Origin of the sequence: Salmonella sp. A7, assembly GCF_020181675.1 — a bacterium.
GTDB lineage: Bacteria > Pseudomonadota > Gammaproteobacteria > Enterobacterales > Enterobacteriaceae > Salmonella > Salmonella enterica.
This window is the reverse complement of record NZ_CP084001.1, coordinates 1,463,205-1,489,656: the sequence shown is the minus strand read 5'-3', so window position 1 is coordinate 1,489,656 and position 26,452 is coordinate 1,463,205. Positions and strand designations below refer to the sequence as shown.

25 protein-coding genes and 1 pseudogene are annotated in these 26,452 nt (G+C 53.1%); 3 read left to right on the top strand and 23 right to left on the bottom strand.

What is annotated here, in order from left to right:
- Positions 1-8: 8 nt before the first annotated feature.
- From hisP to LCS67_RS07035, 10 genes are all read right to left on the bottom strand, one after another.
- On the bottom strand, positions 9-782 hold the full coding sequence (hisP, locus tag LCS67_RS07080) for a histidine ABC transporter ATP-binding protein HisP (RefSeq protein ID WP_001293591.1): 774 nt from the start codon (positions 780-782) through the stop codon (positions 9-11).
- Between the two features lie 13 nt (positions 783-795).
- The gene (gene hisM / locus LCS67_RS07075) at positions 796-1,503 is read right to left on the bottom strand and encodes a histidine ABC transporter permease HisM (protein ID WP_000569771.1); all 708 of its coding nucleotides are present in this window, start codon (positions 1,501-1,503) and stop codon (positions 796-798) included.
- Positions 1,500-2,186, bottom strand: a complete 687-nt coding sequence (locus tag LCS67_RS07070) for a histidine ABC transporter permease HisQ (RefSeq protein ID WP_000965498.1) — start codon at positions 2,184-2,186, stop codon at positions 1,500-1,502. The genes hisM and LCS67_RS07070 overlap by 4 nt, the downstream gene beginning before the upstream one ends.
- 182 nt (positions 2,187-2,368) lie before the next feature.
- Complete coding sequence (gene hisJ, locus LCS67_RS07065; protein WP_000731868.1) at positions 2,369-3,151, bottom strand: histidine ABC transporter substrate-binding protein HisJ; 783 nt, start codon at positions 3,149-3,151, stop codon at positions 2,369-2,371.
- 237 nt (positions 3,152-3,388) lie between these two features.
- The gene (gene argT, locus LCS67_RS07060; RefSeq protein ID WP_000754418.1) at positions 3,389-4,171 is read right to left on the bottom strand and encodes a lysine/arginine/ornithine ABC transporter substrate-binding protein ArgT; all 783 of its coding nucleotides are present in this window, start codon (positions 4,169-4,171) and stop codon (positions 3,389-3,391) included.
- A gap of 288 nt (positions 4,172-4,459) precedes the next feature.
- Positions 4,460-5,029 carry a UbiX family flavin prenyltransferase gene (locus LCS67_RS07055; RefSeq protein ID WP_000825682.1) on the bottom strand — a complete coding sequence of 190 codons (570 nt, stop codon included), beginning with the start codon at positions 5,027-5,029 and terminating at the stop codon, positions 4,460-4,462.
- Positions 5,030-5,055: 26 nt separating this feature from the next.
- Positions 5,056-6,462 (bottom strand): amino acid permease, encoded by a 1,407-nt coding sequence (locus tag LCS67_RS07050; RefSeq protein WP_000380360.1) that lies wholly within the window; start codon positions 6,460-6,462, stop codon positions 5,056-5,058.
- Between the two features lie 63 nt (positions 6,463-6,525).
- A complete protein-coding gene (locus tag LCS67_RS07045) occupies positions 6,526-7,629 on the bottom strand; it encodes an alanine/ornithine racemase family PLP-dependent enzyme (protein WP_000281907.1) in 1,104 nt (367 codons plus the stop codon).
- 1 nt (position 7,630) lies between these two features.
- Positions 7,631-9,052 carry an APC family permease gene (locus LCS67_RS07040; RefSeq protein WP_000072512.1) on the bottom strand — a complete coding sequence of 474 codons (1,422 nt, stop codon included), beginning with the start codon at positions 9,050-9,052 and terminating at the stop codon, positions 7,631-7,633.
- 90 nt (positions 9,053-9,142) lie between these two features.
- On the bottom strand, positions 9,143-10,540 hold the full coding sequence (locus tag LCS67_RS07035; protein ID WP_000132314.1) for a diaminopimelate decarboxylase family protein: 1,398 nt from the start codon (positions 10,538-10,540) through the stop codon (positions 9,143-9,145).
- 210 nt (positions 10,541-10,750) lie between these two features.
- Between LCS67_RS07035 and LCS67_RS07030 the strand changes: the two genes are divergently transcribed.
- Positions 10,751-12,178: a sigma-54 interaction domain-containing protein gene (locus tag LCS67_RS07030; protein WP_000168925.1), complete on the top strand. Its 1,428-nt coding sequence runs from the start codon at positions 10,751-10,753 to the stop codon at positions 12,176-12,178.
- A gap of 35 nt (positions 12,179-12,213) precedes the next feature.
- Here LCS67_RS07030 and purF read toward each other — a convergent pair whose 3' ends face one another.
- The 9 genes from purF to pdxB all read right to left on the bottom strand — a co-directional run bounded on the left by purF (position 12,214) and on the right by pdxB (position 21,369).
- Complete coding sequence (gene purF / locus LCS67_RS07025; RefSeq protein WP_000334205.1) at positions 12,214-13,731, bottom strand: amidophosphoribosyltransferase; 1,518 nt, start codon at positions 13,729-13,731, stop codon at positions 12,214-12,216.
- Between the two features lie 37 nt (positions 13,732-13,768).
- Positions 13,769-14,257, bottom strand: coding sequence for a colicin V production protein (gene cvpA, locus LCS67_RS07020; RefSeq protein ID WP_000262102.1), 489 nt, complete (start codon positions 14,255-14,257; stop codon positions 13,769-13,771).
- Between the two features lie 310 nt (positions 14,258-14,567).
- Entirely contained in the window at positions 14,568-15,242 is a 675-nt protein-coding gene (gene dedD / locus LCS67_RS07015; protein WP_000157030.1) for a cell division protein DedD, read from the bottom strand.
- Entirely contained in the window at positions 15,232-16,500 is a 1,269-nt protein-coding gene (folC, locus tag LCS67_RS07010) for a bifunctional tetrahydrofolate synthase/dihydrofolate synthase (protein ID WP_000792275.1), read from the bottom strand. Before folC ends, dedD begins: the two co-directional genes overlap by 11 nt.
- A gap of 67 nt (positions 16,501-16,567) precedes the next feature.
- Positions 16,568-17,482: an acetyl-CoA carboxylase, carboxyltransferase subunit beta gene (gene accD, locus LCS67_RS07005; RefSeq protein WP_000118383.1), complete on the bottom strand. Its 915-nt coding sequence runs from the start codon at positions 17,480-17,482 to the stop codon at positions 16,568-16,570.
- Between the two features lie 149 nt (positions 17,483-17,631).
- Positions 17,632-18,291 (bottom strand): DedA family protein, encoded by a 660-nt coding sequence (locus LCS67_RS07000; protein WP_000364318.1) that lies wholly within the window; start codon positions 18,289-18,291, stop codon positions 17,632-17,634.
- A gap of 48 nt (positions 18,292-18,339) precedes the next feature.
- Positions 18,340-19,152 (bottom strand): tRNA pseudouridine(38-40) synthase TruA, encoded by an 813-nt coding sequence (truA, locus tag LCS67_RS06995; RefSeq protein ID WP_000016628.1) that lies wholly within the window; start codon positions 19,150-19,152, stop codon positions 18,340-18,342.
- A complete protein-coding gene (locus tag LCS67_RS06990) occupies positions 19,152-20,165 on the bottom strand; it encodes an aspartate-semialdehyde dehydrogenase (RefSeq protein ID WP_001289141.1) in 1,014 nt (337 codons plus the stop codon). Before LCS67_RS06990 ends, truA begins: the two co-directional genes overlap by 1 nt.
- Positions 20,166-20,232: 67 nt before the next feature.
- A complete protein-coding gene (gene pdxB / locus LCS67_RS06985; protein ID WP_000699179.1) occupies positions 20,233-21,369 on the bottom strand; it encodes a 4-phosphoerythronate dehydrogenase PdxB in 1,137 nt (378 codons plus the stop codon).
- 103 nt (positions 21,370-21,472) lie between these two features.
- On the opposite strand from pdxB, the gene flk reads away from it, so the two are divergent.
- The gene (gene flk / locus LCS67_RS06980) at positions 21,473-22,474 is read left to right on the top strand and encodes a flagella biosynthesis regulator Flk (protein ID WP_000553396.1); all 1,002 of its coding nucleotides are present in this window, start codon (positions 21,473-21,475) and stop codon (positions 22,472-22,474) included.
- Here the strand turns inward: flk and LCS67_RS06975 are convergent.
- Positions 22,471-23,649, bottom strand: coding sequence for an MFS transporter (locus tag LCS67_RS06975; protein WP_000127728.1), 1,179 nt, complete (start codon positions 23,647-23,649; stop codon positions 22,471-22,473). The genes flk and LCS67_RS06975 overlap by 4 nt on opposite strands.
- 179 nt (positions 23,650-23,828) lie before the next feature.
- Positions 23,829-24,146 carry a hypothetical protein gene (locus LCS67_RS06970; RefSeq protein ID WP_043942888.1) on the bottom strand — a complete coding sequence of 106 codons (318 nt, stop codon included), beginning with the start codon at positions 24,144-24,146 and terminating at the stop codon, positions 23,829-23,831.
- Here LCS67_RS06970 and LCS67_RS06965 point away from each other — a divergent pair.
- Positions 24,126-24,383, top strand: a pseudogene (locus LCS67_RS06965) (DUF3828 domain-containing protein); the annotation flags it as partial. The gene LCS67_RS06970 and the pseudogene LCS67_RS06965 sit on opposite strands and share 21 nt — an antisense overlap.
- A gap of 66 nt (positions 24,384-24,449) precedes the next feature.
- Here the strand turns inward: LCS67_RS06965 and LCS67_RS06960 are convergent.
- Positions 24,450-25,106 carry a CPBP family intramembrane glutamic endopeptidase gene (locus LCS67_RS06960; protein ID WP_001142909.1) on the bottom strand — a complete coding sequence of 219 codons (657 nt, stop codon included), beginning with the start codon at positions 25,104-25,106 and terminating at the stop codon, positions 24,450-24,452.
- A 97-nt stretch (positions 25,107-25,203) separates the two neighbouring features.
- On the bottom strand, positions 25,204-26,418 hold the full coding sequence (gene fabB / locus LCS67_RS06955; RefSeq protein ID WP_000817159.1) for a beta-ketoacyl-ACP synthase I: 1,215 nt from the start codon (positions 26,416-26,418) through the stop codon (positions 25,204-25,206).
- Positions 26,419-26,452 lie beyond the last annotated feature (34 nt).

Below are 26,452 nucleotides of genomic sequence, written 5' to 3'. Positions count from 1 at the left end.
GGCTTCTTTTATTTCAGCGAGCCTTTCAGGAATTGCTGTAAACGCGGGCTTTGCGGATTGCCGAACACCTGCTCCGGATCGCCCTCTTCTTCAATTTTCCCCTGATGCAGAAAAATAACGTGCGAAGAGACATGGCGAGCGAAGCCCATTTCATGCGTGACCACCACCATCGTTTTGCCTTCTTCCGCCAGTTGTTGCATGATGCGCAACACTTCGCCGACCAGTTCAGGATCGAGCGCCGAAGTAGGTTCATCGAACAGTAAAACGTCAGGTTCCATCGCCAGCGCGCGCGCAATAGAAACGCGCTGCTGTTGGCCGCCGGAGAGATGGACGGGATATTTGCCCTGAGCGCGCTCATCAATCCCCACCTTCGCCAGATATTTCAACGCCCGCTCGCGCGCGTCGTGCTTGCTTAATCCCAGTACCTGAATCGGCGCTTCCATCACATTTTCCAGCACCGTCATGTGGCTCCAGAGGTTAAAGTGCTGAAACACCATCGTCAGGCGGGTACGCAACAAGCGTAGCTGATTTTTATCCGCCACTTTGAGCTGCCCGTCTTTGTCGCGCACCAGATTAATGTTCTGACCGTTCACGATAATCGCGCCTTCGCTCGGTTTTTCGAGGAAGTTAATACAGCGCAAAAAAGTGCTTTTACCGGAGCCGGACGAGCCGATGATGCTAATCACATCTCCGGCGCGGGCCTGCAGCGATACCCCTTTCAGCACTTCATGACCGCCGTAGCGTTTGTGCAAATCGATAACGTGTAATTTATTTTCTGACATCATGTTACTCGAATTATTTAGAGGACACGTGCTGCAACCAGCGTCTTTCCGCCCGACGGAACAGGCTTATCAGGACATACGAAATGAGTAAATACAACACGGCGGCAATGCCAAACGCGGTAAACGGCTGGTAAGTCGCTGAGTTAATATCGCGGGCGATTTTCAACAAATCCGGCACCGTCGCGGTAAACGCCAGCGCCGTAGAGTGCAGCATTAAAATCACTTCGTTGCTGTAGGCAGGCAAGGCGATGCGTAATGCCGACGGCAAAATAATGCAGCGATACATTTTAAATGACGAGAAGCCATAGGCCCGTGCCGCTTCAATTTCACCGTGCGGCACCGAGCGAATCGCCCCGGCGAAAATTTCCGTGGTGTACGCGCAGGTATTCAGCGTCAGCGCCAGTACGGTACAGTTCAGTCCGCTGCGGAAAAACGCGTTAAGAAGATCGGTGCCTTTGACTATCTCCAGCGTATACATCCCCGAATAGAACACCAGTAGCTGTACGTACAGCGGCGTGCCGCGAAAAATATACGTAAACAGCCAGATGGGAAAACGGATGAATTTATTACTGGAAACGCGGCCTACCGCCAGAATCACCGCCAGAAGACCGCCCATCACCACCGATGAAATTAACAACCACAGCGTAATCGCCACGCCGGTAAAACGATAGCCATCCGTCCACAGCAGGGATTTCCAGTACTCCTGAATGATCTCAATCACAAATCGGCCCTCTTCACGCCCACGGAATAGCGACGCTCAAGTAAGAGCAGCACACCATTGGAAACGGTGGTAAATACCAGGTAGATGAGTCCACAGACCACGGCAAAATAGAAAGGCTCCCAGGTGCTTTTACCGGCAAGCTGCGTGGCTTTGACGACATCTTCCAGACCCAGCAGCGACACCAGCGCCGTCGCTTTGAGTATCACCTGCCAGTTATTGCCGATCCCCGGCAGGGCGTAACGCATCATCGCCGGGAACATAATCCGCCGGAAGGTTTGCCCGTGGGTAAAACCAAAGGCCGTCGCCGCCTCGATATGGCCTTTCGGCACCGCCATAAACGCGCCGCGAAAGGTTTCGGTAAAATAGGCGCCGTAGATGAAACCAAGGGTGATAATACCGGCCACCATCGGATCAATATCTATCTGGTCGATACCCAGCGAATCGGTCACCACGTTAAGCGCGATTTGCAATCCGTAAAATATCAGCAGCATTAAGACCAGATCCGGCACCCCGCGAATCAGGGTGGTGTACCCTTCAAAAATAAGCCCCGTTACCCGGTTTTGCGAAAGCTTCGCCCCCGCGCCGACGAGACCAATAAGCACGGCCAGCACAACGGAACTGAGCGCCAGTTCCAGCGTGACGATCGCGCCCTGTAAAATTACGCCTGAAAACCCGTACAACATGCAGCCTGTCCTGTTGTGTGTGGTGAAGTAAGAAGCCTCTTTTGCATTTTTGCCTCACATCACGCCGGATGGCGGCTGTGCCTTGCCCGGCCTACGATGCTCCCCGTAGGCCTGACACGCACAGCGCCATCAGGCAATGCAGACAGTCAACATTCTTTGGGCTTTATCTGCACCGACGGTGATTAACCGCCATAAACATCAAAATCAAAGTACTTTTTCGCCAGCTTTTCGTAAGTACCGTCAGCACGCATTTCAGCAAAGGCTTTGTTCAGCGCTTCGCGCAGCTCGTTATCCTCTTTGCGCAGCCCCATACCGGTTCCTACGCCGAATAACTTCTCATCTTTCACCGCCGGGCCGCCGAATTTATAGTCTTTTCCGACGGGCTGTTTAAGGAAACCTTCGCTGGCCGCGACCTCATCCTGGAACGCCGCATCAATACGACCCGCCGTCAGATCGGAATAAATGTTGTCCTGCCCCTGGTAAGAGACGATCTCAATCCCTTTCGGCGCCCAGTGCTCATTGCCGAAGGTCTCCTGCGTCGTCCCCTGTAGCACGCCGACGCGCTTGCCTTTCAGCGACGCGACGGTTGGCTGAATATCAGAGTTCTTCGCCACCACCAGACGGGAATCAGCGGCGTAAAGCTTGTCGGTAAACGCGATTTCCTGCTGGCGCTTTTCAGTGATGGACAGCGAGGACATGATGGCATCAATTTTCTTCGCTTTTAAAGACGGAATCAGCGCATCCAGCGGGTTTTCCACGAACGTACACTGTGTGTTGATACGTTTGCACAGCTCTTTGGCCAGATCGATATCAAAGCCGACCAATTCACCTTGTGCATTTTTGGATTCAAACGGTGCGTATGTAGGATCGGTACCGATACGAATCTTTTGTGGAATAGCGGCAAATGCTGCGGTAGCGCTGGAAAATGCCAGCACCAGAGAAAGGGATAACGCCAGTTTTTTCATAACTATCCTCAACAGACTGTCTTTCCAGGAGATCTTTACAGATCCGATGCGACTATCGTGCCATTAATCAGGCCGACAAGGCAAAGCATTCTACCTTGTCAGCCGGTTTATTTTGCATAAAAATCGATTAAGTATGCATTTATGCGCCTGTTCCGCAACGGCTTATGCACCAAAAAGGTGCAAAACATCTATTTTGCACCGTGATAGTTCCCCATCGCGGCGCGTTATCCCCTTTTCTCAATCGCCGTAGACATTAAAATCGAAGTACTTTTTGGCCATTTTGTCGTAAGTTCCGTCCTGGCGCAGTTCGGTCAGCGCTTTATCAAACGCGGCTTTTAGCTCGGTATCGTCTTTGCGCAGCCCAACCCCCGTCCCGTCGCCAAAATATTTTTTATCCTTCACGGAAGGACCGGCAAACGCATACTCTTTGCCCGCAGGCTGCTTCAGGAATCCTTCGCTGGCGGCGACTTCATCCTGTAATGCGGCATCCAGACGACCGGCGGTTAAATCGGAATAGATAAGATCCTGGTTGGCATAAGCCACCACATCCACACCTTTAGTGCGCCAGTTATCATTGGCATAAGCCTCTTGCGTGGACCCTTGCAGCACGCCGACATGCTTGCCTTTCAGCGATTCCAGCGTCGGCTGAATGGGAGACCCTTTTGCCGCAATCAGGCGTGAATCCGCCGCGTAAAGTTTGTCGGAAAACGCAATTTCTTGCTGGCGTTTATCGGTGATAGAGAGCGATGAAATAATGGCATCAATTTTTTTCGCTTTTAGTGAGGGAATAAGCGCATCAAAGTCGCTGGCGACCCAGGTACATTTCACCTGCATACGCTTACACATTTCATTACCGAGATCGATATCAAAGCCAATAAAGTCGCCTTTGGCATCTTTCGATGAGAAAGGCGCGTAGGTGGTATCTGTTCCAATACGAACCGTTTGCGGAAGCGCGGCGTAACTGGCCGCCGTCGCGCCCAGACCTATCAGCAAAGACAAAGCGAGAACGGTCTTCTTCATACATACCCCTCAAGTAGCGTTATTTTCTTATGTTTTACGTGGTGTTGTGTGTTTGCAGACTTTTTCATGCAGGTCTTATGCCATTTTCACGTCAGCAAAACGATTCGACGTTAAATTTGTTAATAAAACGTTGCAATATTGTCCTGATGTTGAAGATAGCAGGTATGACGGTTGAACCGCAGCGTTTCGACGGCTTTTAACGAATTAAATGTTGAGGATATGATCGCGGTTACAAAATTGCCCTGAAACAGGGCAACAGGGACAATAATGCACGCTAAACAGACAACGCTATGCGCCCTGCCAGCGAACAAAAAGATCGTGCGGAAGGGGGATATCAAACTGATCCAAAACTCGGTTAACCGTTTGATTTATAACATCATCTAACGTCTGAGGAAGATGATAAAAAGCCGGAACCGGCGGCATAATCACCGCGCCTATCTCAGCGGCCTGGGTCATTAAACGCAAATGCCCGATATGCAGCGGCGTTTCGCGCACACACAGCACCAGAGGTCGCCGCTCTTTTAATATCACATCCGCCGCGCGGGTAAGCAGTCCGTCAGTATAACTGTGGACAATCCCCGACAGCGTTTTAATCGAACAAGGCAAGATAACCATTCCCGCCGTCGGGTAAGAGCCCGAGGAAATGCTGGCGGCAATGTCGCGCGCATCGTGCGTCACATCGGCCAGCGCCTGCACCTCGCGCAGCGAAAAATGGGTCTCCAGCGCCAGCGTTTGCCGGGCCGCCTGGCTCATCACCAGATGCGTTTCCACGCTATCGACATCGCGCAAAATTTGTAATAAGCGCACGCCATAAATCGCTCCGCTGGCGCCGCTAATTCCTACAATGAGTCGTTTCATGTTCTCTTACCGTTTACGAGCGCCGTTCATCCCACTGTGTTACGTAATCGGCTCAAAGTGGGTCTGAAGAGATACCATGACAAAAGAATCCCTATCATAAAAGCCAGCTCAACCAACATTATCACTACCCCTTGCTCACTAAACCAGGTGCCGACCATAATGGCAAAATTGGTGATAATGACAAATCGGGCCGTCCAGGGAAAAAGCGGCGATCGATAGCGTAGCAAATCGCTGGCGTACGTTCCATTACGCACCGATTGTCGGAAGCGATACTGGCACCATCCGATGGTTATCCATGCCAGGCAACCCACCTGCCCGGTACTGGCGATCAGATATAAATAAAATTGCTGTGCGGGAATATAGCGGGTCAGCAACGACACCAACGCCAGCAAGGCCGTGATTAAAATAGCATACACCGGCACGCCGCCGCCGTTCGTTTTCCCAAAGCAGGCTGGCGCAAAGCGATCGCCCGCCATAGACCACAGCATACGCGAACTGGCGTAAATGGCCGAGTTAGCGGCAGAAACCGCGGCGGAAAAGATCACCAGCGTCATCAGCGTATCCGCCCCCGGAATGCCCGCGTGGGAGAATACCCATACAAAGGGACTTTGTCCATTTGGCGTCAGTTCATGCGGATAGACCAGCGCCAGCACCGCAATCGCCAAGCCGTAAAACAAAATGATTCTGAGACCGATCCCCAGGATCACTTTCGGTAAAATAATGTGCGGCGATTCGGTCTCCCCTGCCGCATTTCCTACCAGTTCCACCCCCTGGAAGGAGTAAATCACGATCGTCATACAAACCACAATTTGCTCCCAACCGTGGGGAAACCACATTCCGTCTGTTTTTAACGTCGGGTGCCAGTCACTATGGCCCATTAGCGAGTAGATCATGACCCCGCCCGCGCAGATAAACAGCACGATCGCGAAGACCTTAATGGCCGAAAGCCAGTATTCGCATTCGCCAAAACTTTTTGCGGAGGTGAGATTGATAGCCGTCAGGATGAGCAGAATCGCCAGGCAGAACATATATACCGGAACCGCGGGGAAAAGCTGGTGAGCAATAAACCCTGCGGCAGTGAGGTCGGCTGCCAGGGAAAAGACCCAGCTAAACCAGTAAAGCCAGCCAATGGTATAGCTCCAGCAAGGTGACGGCATAAACATCAGCGCGTAATGTTGAAATGAACCGGAGTGAGGAAAGGCGCATGATAATTCGCCAAGACACATCATCGTTGCCAGCATAATGGTTCCGGCAAACAGATAGGCCAGTAAGGTTCCCGCCGGCCCGACGCTGCTTAACGGTTCGGCAATGCCGATAAATAAGCCGGTGCCAATCGTGCCGCCCAGCGACATCATCAGCAGATGCCGTTTCTTCAGGTTACGCCGCAGACCGCCTTCAGGCTCTGCTGGCGGTGATTGTTGCAGGGTATCCATCGTTACTCCCTGTCTTTCGTGAGGTCAAAGATGCCGCCGCGACATAGCCGCGGCGGTTATGCGTTAACGCGTAAACCTCCAGGCGACGCCTTTGGTCTGGCAGGCCATTAACAGGCCCGTATAATCCAGCTCAAAGCGAACCACATCGCCTACTTTTAGCGACTGACGACAATCTTCAATATCCACCAGCGTATGATCGCTGGTTTGCCCTAAGATAGTGATAGCGTCGTCGCATGGCACACAGTTATCCGATGGCACATCCTGACGACCAAACGCCAGCAATGCGCGTCGGCGTATGCCACGATCGACAAAGGTTTTACTTTGCAAAAAGGCATCGACGCCCAGCTCCCCGACCGGGACGGTCGGTTTACTGTTCAGTTCGATGATTTCCGCTTCCAGGATATACATATCGGAACAGGCTTTATCGACCGGTTTTGCGGAGTGGTGAAATTCATTCAGGTATTTCATGTCCACATATTCAATGCCGAATTCATGCAGTCCGCCGATGCGCAGATGATTCAGCCCCTGCGGCCAGATACCTTTATCCAGCAGGTGATAGCTGGTGCAATTTCCCGCAGAAAGCCGCCGGACAGGAATACCGCTGTCGGCTTCCAGCCGGGCGGCCAGCGCCAGAAAATCCTCGCCATTTTTTACCGTTGGCAACACGGTGCCGTAACAATTAAAGTTGGTGCCCAGTCCATATAATTCCAGACCGGGCAGACCCGTAATCAGAGTCACGGTCTCAAGAATGCGTTGATATTCACCAAACCAGATACCCTCGCGTAAATCGCCCATATCCACCATCAGTAATACCTGATGCGTTTTCCCCTGGCGTTGGGCTTCCTGCGATAATGCCCGTAATACCACCGGCTCGCTATTTAAACTAATATCCGCGTAGCGCACCACATCTTCGATTTCACTCAGACACGGGCTGCGTAACAGGCAGGTCGTACATCCTGTCTCGCGTATTTTTTTCAAATTATAGGTTCGTGATTCAGCAATAACGGTAATTCCACCGTTGAATACCGCCTGCGCGGTTTCCACGCAGCCGTCAAAAACTTTATTGACAGCCATCACGTCAATACCGCTGCTTGCCAGCAGAGCTTTTTCCGTGCGGGCGTTTTCTTCCAGCTTGCGTAGATTTATTTCCAGAACTGGCATATACATTTTATTTTCCTCCCGCCATGCTTAAACGGGCATTACGTTTCTGCGCCCGATGGTAAATGTACTCCGCGACGACAACCGCCAGCACGGCTCCGCCAATAATCTTCCCGGCGTACTGGAAATATCCGCCCATATCAATTTGAGAAGGCGGAATAAATAACAGCGCAACGGCAAAGGCGATAGAAAGAAAACCCAGCGCGGGTAAAATAGCCGGTAAAACCTTGCCCGGAATTTTAAAACTTCTTGGCGTATCCGGCTGAGTCTTACGTAAACGCCAGAACGCCGGGAACATCACCAGATAAGGAATAAAATAGGTGATGGTCGTTAGCGCCGTTAACATCCAGTAAGCCGCCGCAACGCTTGGCGAAATAAAAGTCGAAAAACACAGGACCGTGACAATAATCGCCTGTACAGTCAAGGCAAAGGCGGGCGTTTTCCACACCGGATGTAATTTGCCGATTCGGTCCCCCAGCAGATTATCTTCACGCGAGGCTTCCTGGAGCATATAAATCGGCCCCACCAGCCAGGAGTTAATCTGCCCGAGAGCGCCAAAAAACATACAGATGGCCATAACAGGAATTAACCACGGCATATGCAGCGTGTCCGCAGCAGCATGCATAGCCTGCATGACGCCTGCCACGATGTCGGTTTTCCCGGCGGGTAAAAGCGTGTTTAGCGCCCAGGTACCGACCATATAGATCCCAACGATAACGGCGGCGGAGACGGCCATCGCTCGCGGAAAATCACGCTGTGGATTACGGGTACGCCCGGCAATCATCGGGGCGACCTCCAGTCCGGCAAACGCAAACATCATGCTGGATAAGAAAACGATCGTATCCCAGTGCCCGAGATCTGGAATCCAGTTTTTCGCTGTAGTGTAGTCCGTCTGCATCTGGTGTCCGGTACATAGCCATACCACCGCCAGCAAAATGAGGATGGCGGAGGGAATAAATACGCCGCACCAGGCGCTGATGCTATTAATAATTTTTGTCCATTCCATCCCGCGGATATTCATCAGCGTTAATAGCCAGAAAATTACCGCGGAACCAATACCGATAAATGCTTTATTTTCCGCCAGGCCGCCGCCGATCATATAGCCCAACGCGGTAAAGCCGAATTGCAGCATTAATGGGAAAAACAGTACGCAGGAAAAGAGAAAACAAACCACGACAATCCATGCAATACGTTTACCAAATGCCTCTTTAATCCAGACAAATATCCCGCCATCTTTCGGCCAGCCGGTTGACAGCTCGCCGCATACCATCGCTAAAGGAAAAAACAAGCAGAATGCGGCTATCACCCATAACAACATGGCCGATGCCCCGTAAGGCGCCACGTTAGGGATTTGCCGCAAACTCAGAATAGCGATGACATTCATAAAGACAATGTCTTTGATGCCAAGTAAGCCAGAATTCGTGTTACTCATGGCCATCTCCTGTTATGCATTCAGGCATCACTGCCCTCTTCTTATCATCTGACGACGGGCTTCAGCATGAAACTGAAGCCCAAAACAGTATTAATAAATGTCGTACTTGACCATGTCTTCGTAACTGTCTTCCCGACGAATCAGACGCGTCTCACCATTTTTATCGATCATCACCACGCCCGTGCGCGGACGGTTGTTATAAACGGTTTGACTTTCAATGGTGTATGCCCCGGCATCAAGAAACGCGACAATATCGCCAACATGAGTCTCCTTCGGCAGTAAAAACTCTTCGCCTTTCACTCCCATGTGGAAATAATCTCCGCCATCACACAGCGGCCCGGCTAATTTTATCCAGGCGTCATGCGCTGCCGTCATGCGAGAGGCGTTATAGACATAAAAGAACCAGTCAAAATGCTGGCTGTCAGAGAGTACGCTGTAACCAGCGTCGACAAATTTCCATTCAACGTGGCATTCCACATTGCCGTTAAGATCGTAATTTGTTTTACGTTTTTCGCAGGAGACTTCCGTCAGTAAAACCGCCGCCGACCCGGTCACTTTACGTCCCGGTTCAATACATATTTCCACATCGGTACGCCATTTATGCACTTCGCGAATGACCGCATCGGCAAAATCCTGGGCGGTAATACCGGCATACATATTATCTTTTAACGGGTCGCCATTCTCGTCGTCATATTTATAGGGAACCGGAATTCCGCCGCCCACGTTGATCAAATCAAATTTAATACCGAGCACCTCTTCCAGGCGACGGGATTCATCCACCAGCACTTTAGTCGCTTTTGCGAAAGGCTCTGACTCCGGCACCTGATCGCCCACATGCATATGCAAGCCGCGCAAATGCACATAAGGCATCGCCAGAATGCGGCGGCAGGTTTCTTCCGCCTGTTCCAGGTCGAGACCCGACTTCGCATGGAAAGCGGTAACCAGTTCCGCATGCGTCGCCGAGGGAACATTCGGCTCTACGCGGACGCAAACATTGGCGACTTTCTTCAGCCTGCGAGAGATGGCATCAATATGTTCCAGCTCATAGAGGCTATCAACATTAATAAGATACAGATCGTTAGCGATGGCATATTCCAGATCGGCAGGCTTTTTCACCACGCCGTTGAAGACGATCTGATCGCCGCGAAAGCCTATCTCCAGACACTTGCGAACCTCATATTGTGAGTTTGCCTCCGCGCAAATTCCGGCGTCACGAATGGCTTTCAACACCCCCATGACCGAGCAGGTTTTTGACGCAAAGAAGGTTTTGGTATTTTTATGCGCCGCAAATGCCTGCTGGATTTCATGAATGTTACGAATAATCTCCGGCTCAGAAAACACATAGAACGGCGTGGGGTACTGGCGCGCCAGAGCGTCCAGATCGACCCCTTCAAAACACAAATGACCGTCTTTGTGCTGGAAACGGCGATCGCCGTTGATTACCTGCTCACGTAGCTGGTTGTAATTCTGCATAATCGAGTCAGTCATAACGCCCTCTGCTTAATGTTTATGGTAAAAATCCGCATTCTTTACAGGGATAAAGCAAAAGGTATGCCACTATTTTTTATCAAAATAATCAATTAGTTATAAAAATAAGTTTTTCCTCATTTTCGTCATTGAGTTTGCTATTCATCACAACGACGAAAATTCGTCACTTTTATAATGACAACATGAACAATAGATATGAGGAATGCGTGTATGGCATCCACCAATCAGGAACTGGCCTCGGCGCTCAGGATGTTTTCCCGCTTTTTCGATTTGATTCATCAGCCGTTGGCCGTCATTAATGAGCGTGGTGAATACGTTTACTACAATCAGGAAAGCGCGGATCTGGACGGCTACAGTATTGAACGGGCAATGGGAAAACATATGCTGGATGTCTATCCGGGCATGAAAGAGACCCAAAGTACGATGCTTTCATCGTTAAAAAAAGGCGTGGAATACATTGGCCATTATCAAATTTATTACAATGCGCGAGGCCAGGCCGTTGACTATCAACACACCACCGCGCCGCTCTATGCAAGCGATGGCGGCATGGTCGGCGTTATCGAAATCGGCAGGAATATGTCCGGCGTCAGGCGGCTCCAGGAGCAGGTGGTAGAACTGAACCAACTGCTGTATGCCGATCACCATGAGAAGCACCATGCCATTATTACCGAAAACCCGGAAATGCTCAGTAATATTGCCAAAGCCAAACGGCTGGCCGCCAGTAATATTCCGGTGACGATTGTCGGGGAGACGGGTACGGGTAAGGAGCTATTTTCCCGCCTGATCCATCAATGCAGCAAGCGGGCGAATAAACCATTTATCGCCCTGAACTGCGGCGCTCTACCGCCTACGCTTATCGAAAGTACGCTTTTCGGCACCGTGCGCGGCGCCTATACCGGCGCGGAAAATAGCCAGGGCTATCTGGAGCTGGCAAACGGGGGAACGCTCTTTCTTGATGAGCTGAACGCCATGCCGATAGAGATGCAAAGTAAGCTGCTGCGATTCTTGCAGGATAAAACCTTCTGGCGGCTCGGCGGACAACAGCAACTCCACTCTGATGTCAGGATCGTTGCCGCCATGAACGAAGCGCCCGTCAAATTAATTCAACAAGAACGCCTGCGGGCAGATCTTTTTTATCGGTTGAGCGTCGGAATGTTGACGTTACCGCCGCTGCGCGCCCGCCCGGAAGATATTCCCTTACTGGCGAATTATTTTATTGATAAATACCGTAATGACGTGCCGCAGGACATTCACGGATTAAGCGAGACGGCGCGTGCTGATCTGCTCAATCACGCCTGGCCGGGTAATGTCAGGATGCTGGAAAACGCGATTGTACGCAGCATGATCATGCAGGAAAAAGACGGACTGCTCAAACACATCATTTTTGAACAGGACGAGTTAAATTTAGGCGTACCGGAAACCGCGCCGGAAAATCCCCTTCCCTCGTCACCCGATCCGCAGTATGAAGGATCGCTGGAGGTACGGGTTGCCAACTACGAAAGGCATTTAATAGAAACCGCGCTGGATACGCATCAGGGGAATATTGCCGCCGCGGCCCGCAGCCTTAACGTATCGCGCACCACGTTACAGTACAAAGTACAAAAATACGCTATTCGCTTCGGCGTGGTGCGTAATTGACATCGGCCAGCGGCATTGCGCCGCTGGCAAAGCCATTAGCCTTCGTTATGCATTTCCAGGTTTTCCATTTCGTTCTGGAACAGCACCGCTTTGGCGTCGTCATTACGTAATGAATCCAGGAAGTCGAGGTATTGCTGGTCGACGTCTTTGGTGACATATACCCCGTTAAATACCGAACACTCAAACTGCTGGATATCCGGGTTTTCCGCGCGTACGGCTTCGATCAGATCGTTCAGGTCCTGGAAGATAAGCCCGTCTGCGCCGATGATCTGACGAATCTCATCCACCTCGCGACCATGCGCGATCAGCTCATTGGCGGTCGGCATATCAATGCCATAGACGTTAGGGAAACGAATTTCCGGCGCGGCGGACGCCAGATAAACCTTCTTCGCGCCGGCTTCCCGGGCCATCTCGATGATCTGCTCTGATGTGGTGCCACGCACGATGGAATCATCCACCAGCAGGACGTTCTTATCGCGGAATTCCGCGCGATTAGCATTGAGCTTACGGCGCACGGATTTACGGCGTAGCTGTTGGCCCGGCATGATAAAGGTACGTCCCACGTAACGATTTTTGACAAATCCCTGGCGGTACGGCTTGCCGAGAATACGGGCAATTTCCAGTGCGATATCGCAGGAGGTTTCCGGGATAGGGATCACGACGTCGATGTCCAGATCTTCCCATTCACGAGCGATTTTTTCGCCAAGTTTGGTGCCCATATTCACACGAGCGCTGTAGACGGAGATCTTGTCGATAAAGGAGTCCGGGCGAGCAAAATAAACGTACTCAAACAGACAGGGGTTACTGACCGGGTTATCCGCGCACTGGCGCGTGAACAGTTGCCCCTTTTCGGTAATATAGATAGCTTCGCCCGGCGCGACATCGCGCAGGAATTCAAAGCCCAGCGTATCCAGCGCCACGCTTTCAGAAGCGACCATATACTCCGTACGACCATCGCCAACGTCACGCTTGCCCAGCACTAATGGGCGAATGCCGTGCGGATCGCGAAAAGCCACCATACCGTGACCGATAATCATCGCCACGCAGGCATAGGCGCCGCGGATTTGACGGTTAGTCGCGGCAATCGCGGCAAAAATATTGTCGGCTTCCAGCGGATAGTGACGGAAGTTGTCGAGCTCGCTGGCGAAAATATTGAGCAGGATTTCGGAATCGGAGGTGGTGTTGATATGACGGCGCTTTTCTTCAAACAGCTTTTTACGTAGCTCGTGCGCGTTAGTCAGGTTGCCATTATGGGCCAACGTGATGCCATACGGCGAGTTAACGTAAAAAGGTTGCGCTTCCGAAGCGCTGGAGCTGCCTGCGGTAGGGTAGCGCACATGGCCGATCCCCATGTTGCCCTGCAAACGCTGCATGTGGCGAGCTTCAAAAATATCGTTCACCAGTCCGTTTGCCTTACGCAAGCGGAAGCAGTTATTCGCATCAATGGTGATGATACCGGCAGCATCCTGACCACGATGCTGGAGCACTGTTAACGCGTCATAAATCGACTGGTTGACCGGCATAACACCGGCGATACCGACAATACCGCACATACGTCATTTTCCTCGTTAAGCCACATCTCAGAACCTGTTACGTCCTGGGCAAGAAACTCGACGAGCTTTGCAGATAGTCAAAGAACCATCTGATGATGAAGCTGAACTGCGGGATGAGCTGCGATTTGCTCCAGTCTTCGCTTTTCGACAAGCCGGTAAAGGTATCAAGGAAGAACAGAATGGCGGCGACAATCAGCGCCCCTCGCAGTGCGCCGAAACAGATCCCCAACACCCGGTCAGTTCCCGACAGGCCGGTCTTTTCTACTAGCTGACCTATCACAAAATTCACGATAGCGCCGACGATAAGCGTCGCGATAAACAGTACCGCGATAGCAATCCCATTACGAACCAGTTCGTCTTCAAAGCCCGTAAACCAGACAGACAGGTAAGTGTAGTAGTGACTGGCGACAAAGAAAGCACAACCCCACGTCACCAGCGATAACGCTTCACGAACAAAGCCGCGGATCAGGCTAACCAGACAGGAAAAAGCAATCACCGCGATAATGGCGTAATCAATCCAGACCATAGATGTCCCACGATTTTACGCCCTGTCGTCCTGTTCGGGGCGCATTCTAACAGAAAAAGAAAACGTTTGCGTAGGGATTTCCTTCCCACGCGTAAATAAAAATGGCGCTGAAAAAATATTCAACGCCATCACACTTTTTATCTCTTCGGGCACGACCAGAAGAGCTGCCATCGGCCTGATAAGCGCAGGATACCAGGTTTATTCCTTCTGCCGGATGGCGGCGTAAACGCCTTATCCAGCCTACAGGACTTCGGCTATTACCAGATGAACACCGTAGGCCTTAACGCTGCGCAGTCGGGCAAAACGCGCCTTAGTTCGGGCTATACCCCATCACCACGCCGCTTAACCCGGAAATCTGCTTGAGCTCGCCAAGCGATCCTTTCATCTTATCTTTCGACGCATCCGGCCCGACGAGAATACGGGTTATTTTACCCTGTACCGGCGTTGAGGGGGAAGTATAAACCCGGAACCCGGCGGAACGAAGCTTGCCGACTATCTCGTTGACTTTATCCGCGTTTTTCAGCGCGCCCAACTGTACGACATAAGCTTTGCCGGTCGGCGCAGGTTTATCGTCGGCGGCCGGTTTCGGCGCGGGCGTCGGCGTGGAAGCGACGACAACCGGCTGTTGCGGTTTAAGCTGCGGCTTTGGCTTTTCAACCGGCTTCGGTTTAGGCGTCTCCGCCGGTATCGGATCAAGCTCGACATTGTTAGACGCCATGCGCGACGGGTCCAGCGATGGCGCTGCCGCATCTCCCGCCCGCACCTCTTCAGCCGCCCCTTCCGGCGGCTGTGTCGGTAGCGCCTGCGTTGCGGCAGGCATCATATCCGGCTCATCGCGGTCGCCAGGCTTCGGTACCAGTGGAATCGCAGCAAATTCATCCTGATAATGCTTTTTCTGTCCGTCCAGCAGACCGGGAAGCACAATAACCCCCAGCGCGACTAACACAATCGTGCCGACTAAACGATTCTGAAACTTACTCGCCACCGATTCTCCCCGCGTCTATCACTTCCATAACATGTGCGACGGTGTGGAACGATCCGCACACCAGCACGGTATCTTCTGGCTGCGCCGCGTCGATAGCGGCCTGCCATGCCTGCGCGACGCTATCATAGACATTCCCTTTCCCCAGATGTTCCAGAAGTTGTTCCGCCGTCGCGCCGCGCGGCCCCTCTAACGGAGCACAATACCAGTCGTCAACCACGCTTTTCAACCAGGCTAACGTGCCGGCGATATCTTTATCATGCAGCATACCAATCACCGCAAGCACGCGCCCGCGTTTCGGCAACATTTTCAGACGACCCGTCAGGTATTCCGCCGCGTGGGGATTATGGGCGACATCAAAGATAACGCGCGGCGACTCACTCACGATTTGAAAACGTCCCGGCAAGGTAGCCTGCGCAATACCGTCGCGAATCGCCTGCTCGTCAATGTTCAACCTGCTGGCGCGCAGCGCGGCCAGAGCGGTGGCGGCATTCGGCTGAGGAACCTGCGGCAACGGCAGTCCGGCAAGCGTGCCGTCGCCATCGGTAAACGCCCAGTGGGTCGCTGTCACCTCATAACGCCAGTCAACGCCGCGACGCCGCAACAGCGCGCCGGTCTCCTGCGCGACATCCGCGATGGTTGCCGGCATTTCCGGTTCGCCGACGATAGCGGGTTTTTCCGCGCGAAAAATCCCGGCCTTCTCGCGGCCGATACTTTCGCGATCCGGCCCCAGCCAGTCAGTATGGTCAAGCGCGATGCTGGTAATTACCGCTACATCGGCATCCACAATGTTCGTGGCGTCCAGGCGGCCACCCAACCCGACCTCCAGAATCACCACGTCAAGGTTAGCCTGTTTAAACAGCCACAATGCCGACAACGTACCATATTCAAAATAGGTCAATGAAATATCGCCGCGCGCCGCTTCTATTTCCGCAAAGGACGCGGTATGCGCGGATTCCGCTAATTCTTTCCCCTGCACGCGCACGCGCTCGGTGTAACGTACCAGATGAGGCGAACTATAGACGCCCACACGGTATCCCGCCGCGATTAACACCGACTCCAGCGTTCGACAGGTCGTACCTTTACCGTTGGTTCCCGCCACGGTAAAAACGAACGGCGCAGGCTTGAGGATGTCCAGACGCGCTGCCACCTGGCTTACGCGCTCAAGGCCTAAATCGATACTCTTGCTGTGCAGGTTTTCCAGATAAGAAAGCCACGAGGCCAGGGGCGACGCAGCTTGAGGTATAGATTTGTTTTTCATTGATTCCGCTGCTTCTTTACGGTGAAAAGCAAAAGGGCAGAGCCTGCGGCCCTGCCCTTTTCAGTTATCAGGCCTCAGACTCCTGATCCGGCGCCGGAGGCACCACCACGCCTTCACGCGGGGCGTCCGGGTTCGGCGCGGGCAGATTCATCAGCTTCGCCAGAATGCTCGCCAGCTTCAGGCGCATTTCCGGGCGGCGGACTATCATATCAATAGCGCCTTTTTCGATCAGGAACTCACTGCGCTGGAATCCTGGCGGCAGTTTTTCGCGAACGGTCTGTTCGATAACGCGCGGGCCGGCGAAGCCAATCAGGGCTTTTGGCTCGGCGATGTTGAGATCGCCCAGCATCGCAAAACTGGCGGAAACGCCGCCCATTGTCGGATCGGTCAATACCGAGATGTAGGGCAGACCACGTTCCTGCATTTTAGCCAGCGCCGCCGAGGTTTTCGCCATCTGCATCAGCGACATCAGCGCTTCTTGCATACGCGCGCCGCCGGAAGCAGAGAAACACACTAACGGACAGTTATCTTCCAGCGCCTGTTCAACGGCGCGAACGAAGCGTGCGCCAACGACAGACCCCATTGAGCCGCCCATGAACGCGAATTCAAACGCGGCGGCGACAACCGGCATACCGTGAAGCGTCCCTTTCATGACCACCAGCGCGTCTTTCTCGCCGGTTTCTTTCTGCGCGGACGCCAGTCTGTCTTTATATTTTTTGGAGTCGCGGAACTTGAGCACGTCTTTTGGCTCCAGCTCGCTACCCAACTCCACAAGGGAACCTTCATCTAACAGGCTATGCAGGCGATTGCGCGCCGACATGCGCATATGATGGTCACACTTAGGACAGACCTCAAGATTACGTTCCAGCTCAGCGCGGTATAAAACCTGACCGCAGCTATCACACTTGGTCCACACCCCTTCAGGAATGCTTGCCTTGCGGGTGGGAGTAATGTTGCTTTTAATTCGTTCAATCCAGCTCATTGGTGACCTTTCTGCCTGAACCTTAGTCAGCTTTATTATAAGGGGCGCATAATGCCATTTTTGCCCCCAACAGACCATGAATGTTGCACATTAAAACATAACAGCCCGAAACTTTGGATAAAAAAGTGGTCGAACCGCTGAGTTACTTTCTATTTTGCGGCACGCGACGCAGCGCGCTTATGCCGGACAATCTCAATGACGCCAGGTAATATCGAAACCACGATAATCCCCACAATCAGCAGCTTAAGGTTATCCTGAATCAACGGTATCGTACCGAAGAAATAACCGGCGTAGGTAAAGAGCAGTACCCACAGCAGCGCGCCGATGACGTTATAGGCTGCAAAATGCCGATAGGACATGTGCCCCATCCCTGCCACAAACGGCGCAAAGGTTCTGACGATCGGCACGAAGCGAGCGAGAATGATAGTTTTACCGCCGTGTTTTTCATAAAACTGGTGGGTTTTATCCAGATAACTGCGGCGGAAAATTTTCGAATTCGGATTACTGAACAGTTTTTCGCCGAACAGTCGACCAATCGTGTAATTTACCGCATCGCCGACAATTGCGGCGATCAGCATTAACGCCACCATAACATGCACATTGAGATCGTTGGTTTCCAGCGAAGCCAGCGCCCCGGCGACAAACAGCAGCGAGTCGCCCGGCAGGAACGGCGTGACGACCAGGCCGGTTTCACAAAACAGAATCAAAAACAAAATAGCGTACACCCAGACGCCGTACTCCGCGACCAGCTCCGCCAGATGCACATCGATGTGCAGAATAAAATCAATAATAAAGTAGATCAGGTCCATATTTGTCTTTGCCTTTCTACCCGACACGTTTCGGGTGTACGATTCGGATTAGTCCGCCAGAAATAGCGGGCCCATTGGCGGTTTTGGAAGGTCAAACCGGTCAGGGTAATCCACCGCAACCAAATATAGCCCTTCCGCCTTCGCCGTTGCCGCCGCCAGCGTTCTGTCCCTGGCCGCTAACAGCTCTGCGATCCAGCTCTCCGGCTGGTTGTGAGCACCTACTTCCAGCAGGCTGCCGACAATATTCCTGACCATATGATGAACAAAGGCATTCGCTTTGATATCGACCACCACATAAGGGCCGTGGCGAGTAACGTTGATGTGCATCACATTACGCCACGGCGTGCGCGACTGGCACTGCACTGCGCGAAACGAGGTAAAATCATTTTCACCAAGCAGACACTGCGCCGCGCGATGCATCCGCTCTGCATCCAGCGGCTCATAGTGATGCGTCACGCCTTTTGCTAACACCGCAGGACGCAGTCGATGATTGTAGATGATATAGCGATAACGGCGAGCCGTAGCGCTAAATCGCGCGTGAAAATCATCCGGTACAGTTTTCACCCAGCGCACGGCAATGTCACCAGGCAAATTCGCATTTACCCCCAGCGTCCATGCCGCATCTTTGCGCAATGCGGTCGTTTCGAAATGGACAACCTGCCCGGTGCCGTGAACGCCGGCATCGGTACGCCCGGCGCAGAACACGTTAATAGGTTCATTTGCCACCTGCGAGAGCGCTTTTTCCAGCTTTTCCTGCACGCTGCGCACTTCATTCTGACGCTGCCAGCCATAATACTTGCTGCCGTCGTACTCAATACCCAGCGCAATTTTATAGACCGGCGATGATTGCTGTCCGGACATCAGTACAGATACTCCTGCACCAGCTTCTCCGCAATTTTAACGGCCATCAGCGCGCCGCCGAAACGCACGTTGTCCGCCACTGACCAGAACTGAATTTGTTCCGGCATACCGTAATCATTATGCACACAGCCAATAGAGAGCTGTGGATTGCCGGAAGCGTCGCCCACCTGCGTCGGGTAATCCGTCTCTTCTGACAGTACGATATCTTCACCGCGGGAAAACGCCTCGCGCGCCTCTTCCGCCGCCAGCGGACGGAGCGCTTCAAAGCTCACCATCTGCGCATGGCCATAGAACACCGGCGACTGCACGACACTGGCGGAGATCATCACGCCATCGTCCTGCAAAATTTTACGCACTTCATCGACGATACGACGTTCCTGGCGCACGCTGCCTTCACGATCCGGCAGCAGCGGCAGCATATTGAACGCCAACTGGCGGCCAAAGAAATCATCTTCATCAATCGGTATGCCGTTAAGCAGCTTCGCACTCTGTCCGGCCAGCGCATCGACCGCTTTTTTCCCCTGTGCGGACGCTGATAACATACTGGTGACGGCGATGCGCGACAGTCCCCCCTGATCGATTAACGGCTTGAGCGCCGCCAGCAGTTGACTGGTCAGACTATCGGCGACCGCAATCACGTTACGGTTACGGTAATCCGCCAGTACATACGGGTTAACTTCCGGCACGACCAGCGGCACATCAGGCTCCAGCGCGAACAGACCGCTGGAATCTATCACCAGGCAACCTGCATTAGTCGCGTCGTCTATCCAGGCAGCCGATGCCTCTGCGCCGGCAACGAAAAACGCCAACTGCGCCTGCGTCCAGTCAAAGTCCGCCGCATCCTGGACAATGACCGACTTGCCACCAAAACGGAGGTGCTCGCCCGCGCTTTCATGACGCGCCAACGCATAAATTTCACCGACCGGGAACTGGCGTTCAGCCAGTGTTTCAAGCAGGGCTTCGCCTACGGCGCCCGTTGCGCCCAGAATGGCAATGTTCCAGCCTTCAGACATGGTGATTTACTCCAGAAATACATAAGCGTCCCTGTCGCATTATTCGACAGGGAGCATTAAGAAGACATTAATGTGCCGGGTGATGAACAGCGTTAAAACCTAGCTTACACAGCAAGGCGGCTGCCGTTTCGTCGTCACACATCACGTATAAAGACGACCATTCACGGCGCTCAAGATAATTTTTACGCAATTTATCAAATTCACCCGGAATTCCAGCGACTTTACGCAGCGGCGCATCGTCGCGGCGCACATCATACACCAAATGCGCCAGTCTTTTCAGCGTCGGTTGATCCAGCGGGCCGTGAAGCGTAATACGACCAAACTCAGGCGCAGGCAGTAATGTCTCCAGCGCGACATGCTGCTCGCGACCGGTAAACGCGCTATACGCCTCAAAGACCTGGGTGGTGCCGCGCGCTTTGCCTTCCAGCGTATAGCCGGCAATATGCGACGTGCCGATATCCACGGCTTCCAGTAGCGCGACGTTAAGATCCGGTTCGCCCTCCCACACATCAAGCACCACGCTCAGCGGCTGCCCGGCATTAAGTCGCGCCAGCAACGCGGCGTTATCCACCACCGGACCGCGGCAGGCGTTAATGAGAATGGCGCCGGGTTTCAGTCGACGGATCAGCGTCTCATCGGCCAGATGCAGCGTTTTGTACGGTCCGTCTTTATAAAGCGGCGTATGGAAAGTCAGGACATCCGCTTCCTGCACCAGCTCATCCAGCGTACGAAAATCACCCTCGTCCCCGCGTGCGGCGCGTGGCGGATCGCACAGCAACGTGCGGATACCTAACGCTTCAAGCCTGGTCTGTAGCCGGCTTCCGACGTTACCCACGCCGACAATCCCTATAGTGCGATCGCGTAACGAAAAGCCGTCACGTTCGGCCAGCATCAACAGCGCGGAAAACACATACTCCACCACGGCGATAGCATTACAGCCGGGCGCGGCTGAAAAACCGATGCCCGCCTGCTTCAGCCATGCCTCATCCACATGATCGGTGCCTGCCGTAGCAGTACCAACGAAGTTAATCGGCGTGCCGCTCAGCAGCGATTCATTCACTTTCGTGACCGAACGCACCATTAACGCATCGGCATGGTTCAATTCTTCAACGGGGATCGGGCGACCCGGCACTGCCTTTACCTCACCCAGGCGGCTAAATAATTCGCGGGCGTAAGGCATATTTTCATCAACGAGAATTTTCACGACTGTCGTACCTGTTTGAGAACGAGAGTTAACCGAACAAGTGTGCCATAATCTGGCCGCCAGGCATATATTGCTCAGATTTATGGTTAAAGGATAATTAATTATGCATCCCATCTCCGGTGCCCCTGCACAGCCTCCAGGCGAAGGGCGTAATCCTCTTTCCGCTGCGAGCGAGCAGCCGCTTTCCATGCAACAGCGTACGGTACTGGAAAGGCTGATCACGCGCCTGATTTCACTGACCCAGCAGCAAAGCGCGGAAGTATGGGCCGGAATGAAACACGATCTGGGGATAAAAAATGACGCGCCGCTACTGTCGCGCCACTTCCCCGCCGCTGAACAGAATCTTACCCAGCGTCTGGGCGTAGCGCAGCAAAATCACGCCAATCGTCAGGTGCTTTCACAGCTAACAGAGCTGCTTGGCGTCGGGAATAATCGTCAGGCCGTCAGCGATTTTATCCGTCAGCAATACGGTCAAACCGCGCTTAGCCAGCTTACGCCCGATCAACTTAAAAACGTGCTGACGCTTCTGCAACAGGGGCAGCTTTCCATTCCGCAGCCGCAGCAACGTCCGGCAACGGATCGGCCATTATTGCCTGCTGAACATAATACGTTGAATCAGTTGGTGACGAAGCTGGCGGCCGCGACCGGCGAGTCAAACAAACTTATCTGGCAATCAATGCTGGAACTCTCCGGCGTGAAAAGCGGCGAGCTCATTCCGGCAAAGCAGTTTACCCATCTGGCGACATGGCTACAGGCGCGGCAGACGCTGTCACTACAACACGCGCCTACGCTACATACGCTGCAGGCTGCGTTAAAACAACCGCTGGAGCCAGACGAGCTCACGGCGATCAAAGAGTATGCCCAACACACTTATCAAATTCAGCCGCAAACGGTGCTGACCACCGCCCAGGTGCAGGATTTACTTAACCATATTTTCCTGCGTCGCGTAGAGCGGGAGGCGAATGAGCTCGAACCGCTCTCTATTCAACCCATCTACCGCCCGTTCGCGCCGATGATTGAAACCGTGAAAAATCTGTCTGCACGGCCAGGCCTGTTGTTTATCGCGCTAATAATTGTACTGGCGCTTTTCTGGCTGGTTTCTTAACCGCGCCGGAACGATAATATCGTCACCAGGATGCCAACCACCGCGGAGATCGCTCCCGCGAGGAATACGGAAGGATAGCCGCATGACGTGGCCAGCATGCCCGCCAGCGGGCCGGTAACGCCGTAGGAGATATCCTGAAACGCGGCGTAGCCGCCGAGCGCCGTACCGCGTACCTGTGCAGGTACGCGTTTCACAACCTCCACGCCCAGCGCCGGGAAAATCAATGAACACCCTGCCCCGGTGAGCGCCGCGCCTACCAGCGCTATCCAGGCCGTCGGCGCCAGCCACAAGAGCAGCAGTCCTGCCGTCTCAACCAGCAATGAGACAACGGCGACCTTCACGCCGCCAAAGCGGTCCGGCATCCAACCGAACAATATGCGCATCAGTACAAACGCACCGCCAAACGCGGTCAGGGTGAATCCCGCCATCGTCCAGCCATTGCTGACAAAATAAAGTGAAATAAACGTACCGATGACGGCAAAGCCCACGCCCTGCAATGCCAGGCCCAGGCCCGGTTTCCAGATAAGCCCGACCACGCTCCACAGTGAAGGTCGCTCCCCCGTATACGCAGGCACTTTACGCACGGTGCCGTTGAATGCCCAGGCCAGCAGCGGTAAAACCATCGTCGTTCCCGCCAGCGCCGCGAAGCCAAAGTGGCTATGGATCAGCAAGCCCAACGGCGCACCGGCCGCCAGCGCGCCGTAAATCGCCATTCCGTTCCACGACATCACCTTACCGGAACGCGTTGGGCCAACCAGCCCCAGTCCCCAGGTCAGGGTTCCGGTCAGCAGCTGGCTTTCGCCAAATCCGAGGATCAAACGCCCGACAATAAGCAGCGCGAATTTTACCGGCGCGGAAACCGGCAACAGCGCTGCCAGGAGCCAGGCGGCGCCCGCCAGCCCGCAGGCAAACATCCCCTGTAACGCCGATCGTTTAGCGCCATATTGATCCGCCAGCCGTCCGGCATAGCCGCGCGTCAGTACCGTCGCAAAAAACTGAATGCCCACGGCGATCCCAACCATCGTATTGCTATAGCCCAGTTCGTGATGGACAAAAAGCGGGATGACGGGTAACGGCAGGCCGACCGTCATATAGGTCAGGAAAACCGCAAAGGCGATGCGGAACAGCGAAAAATTCGCAGACGGGGTCGTTGTTTTTTGGCTAACTGCTGTCATGCATTACTCCAGAATGCAGAGTAAGGCGGGGAAAGGCCACGCCCCCCTCTACCTGAACGTCAGGATTAAGGTGCGTTGGATAACGTTAAACGCTTACGCATTATCGGAAGGATAATGTAGAGAGTGAAGTCTGCCTGTGAGACGCGAAACTTGTCAACCTTGAAATTGCAGCCAGGGTATCAACGCGGCGGCGTGTCATCAAACAGAAAGGGAAAGACCGCTTTCATCCCTCTCACCTTAAACCGCCCGGTCACCTGCTTGCGCTGTTCTGGCGTCAGTAACCTGAACATCATCTCCCAGATATCTTCAGGCTCCGCTTCCTGTAAGGAAATGGGTTCTGGCGTCGGTTCCTCTCCGCTGTCGTCCAGATAACGATGAACATAAAGAGGGAAAACAGATATATGAAACTCCTCGGCCTTTGATTTAACACGCTTACGCCTGACACCCTCTTTCCCTTCGCTGTACTTATACAAACGGCGCCAGAGTGGATTCCACAGTTACGGGTTGGGAAGGCACACCCTTTCCTCGGCGGAGAAAAAGTGGATGTTCTGTTGGCTACAGAGTCAACGCCCATCCACCTGGAAGTTTATACCCGTTGGGAAGAGGGACGCTGGAAAATTTACCGCGTTCGGGATGCTGATAAGGGTTATGAACAGCCGATTTATGACGCAGGCGCCATCACCCAGGCTGAGGCCTGGTCAGCGAAAGTCGCGCAGGAATATAAGAAGCATTAAAAAAGGGAACCGCCATCGGTCTCTTGTTCGTACCGGAGAGGTTAAAGCGCCTATTGCATCAGGCGCTTATTCCGTCGCTGAAAACAGTAAGCCGAAAATAACCCAGGCATTATTTAAAATATGAAGTATTATCGGTATCATTAACCCACGGCTTCTCATTCGAACAACGCATAATATCGATGAAAAAACAAACAGATAAACAAAAGTCACCGCAAAGAGATATTGTGTATGCATAAATGCAAAAGCGAGTGAGGTAATAATAATACCGGAAACTCTTGAGTACCGACCCCAACCGATACTGCTGTTTAATAAAAACCCTCTGAATATAATTTCCTCCGCCACAGGAGCCAGAAAGCACATCGCCAGCGTGTTAAGAAATTTATGAAGAAAAAATTGCCTTGATAACTCGGCCATCCAGGGTTCCGGGCCACTAAAAGCATTGTAGAGAACGGTAAGGCACACCAGGGCCAGCGCCGGAAAAAAACATTCCACAAATGATAAGCGGCCCAATGATAAAAACGGATAATACTTTGAATAAATACTCCAGGCGGCAATCGCATAGACAAAAACAATACTATATATAAAAGGCGCAGCCAGACCTGCCAAATAAAGCCAGGCATAGGAAGGCGAAAATGAGGCAAAAACAAAAATGCCAAGCAAACCAAATAAAACAGCCACACAACTCAAACTATGCCTAATTTTATCTAATGTATTAGTTGGCATTTATAGAATATCCATATGATTTGTTGTTCCCTGAATGAAAAAACAGGTCGCATTAGCGACCTGTTTCATTATTGATACTACAACGTAATAGTCAGGCTTACAACTTACGCATCACCAGCGTGGCGTTGGTGCCGCCAAAACCGAAGCTGTTAGACATTACAGTAGTCAGTTCACGCTCGGTCGTTTCGGTCACGATGTCCAGACCCGCAGCCTGCTCATCCAGCTCTTCGATGTTGATACTCGGCGCGATAAAACCGTGCTCCAGCATCAGCAGAGAGTAGATAGCTTCCTGCACGCCTGCGGCACCCAGCGAGTGGCCGGTCATCGCTTTGGTCGCGGAGATAGCCGGGCTGTTATCGCCAAACACTTCACGGATTGCACCGAGTTCTTTCACGTCGCCTACCGGAGTAGAGGTACCGTGAGAGTTCAGGTAGTCGATCGGCGTGTCTACGCCGTGCATCGCCATCTGCATGCAACGTACTGCGCCTTCACCAGACGGAGCAACCATGTCTGCGCCATCGGATGTTGCGCCGTAACCGACGATTTCCGCATAGATATGCGCGCCGCGCGCCAGAGCGTGTTCCAGCTCTTCGACAACAACCATACCGCCACCGCCTGCGATGACAAACCCATCACGGTGCGCATCATAGGTACGGGACGCTTTTTCAGGCGTATCGTTATATTTGGTGGACAATGCCCCCATCGCGTCGAACTCACAGGCCATTTCCCAGCACAGCTCTTCGCCGCCGCCAGCAAAAACGATGTCCTGTTTGCCCAGTTGGATCTGTTCAACCGCATTGCCGATACAGTGTGCGGAGGTCGCGCAAGCGGAGCTAATGGAGTAGTTCACGCCATAAATTTTAAACGGCGTAGCGAGGCAGGCGGAAACGCCGGATGCCATTGCTTTCGTCACCACATACGGGCCCACGGCTTTCAGACCACGCGGGCTACGCATGGCGTCTGCGCCAAAGACCTGGAATTTCGGGGAGCCGCCGCCGGAACCTGCAATCAGGCCGACACGCGGGTTATTCTGATAGACTTCCGGCGCCAGACCGGCGTCGGCCACTGCCTGCTCCATAGACAGATAAGCATAGATGGAGGCGTCGCTCATAAAGCGCACGACTTTGCGGTCAATGAGGCCAGTGGTATCCAGTTTTACGTTGCCCCATACCTGGCTACGCATGCCGGCGTCCTTCAGCTCCTGAGAGAAAGTGATCCCTGAACGTCCTTCACGCAGAGATGCCAGGACTTCCTGCTGGTTATTACCGATGCTGGAAACGATGCCCAGGCCAGTAATCACTGCACGTTTCATTCAATACCTCTGTAATTCGCACTATTTTTAAGTT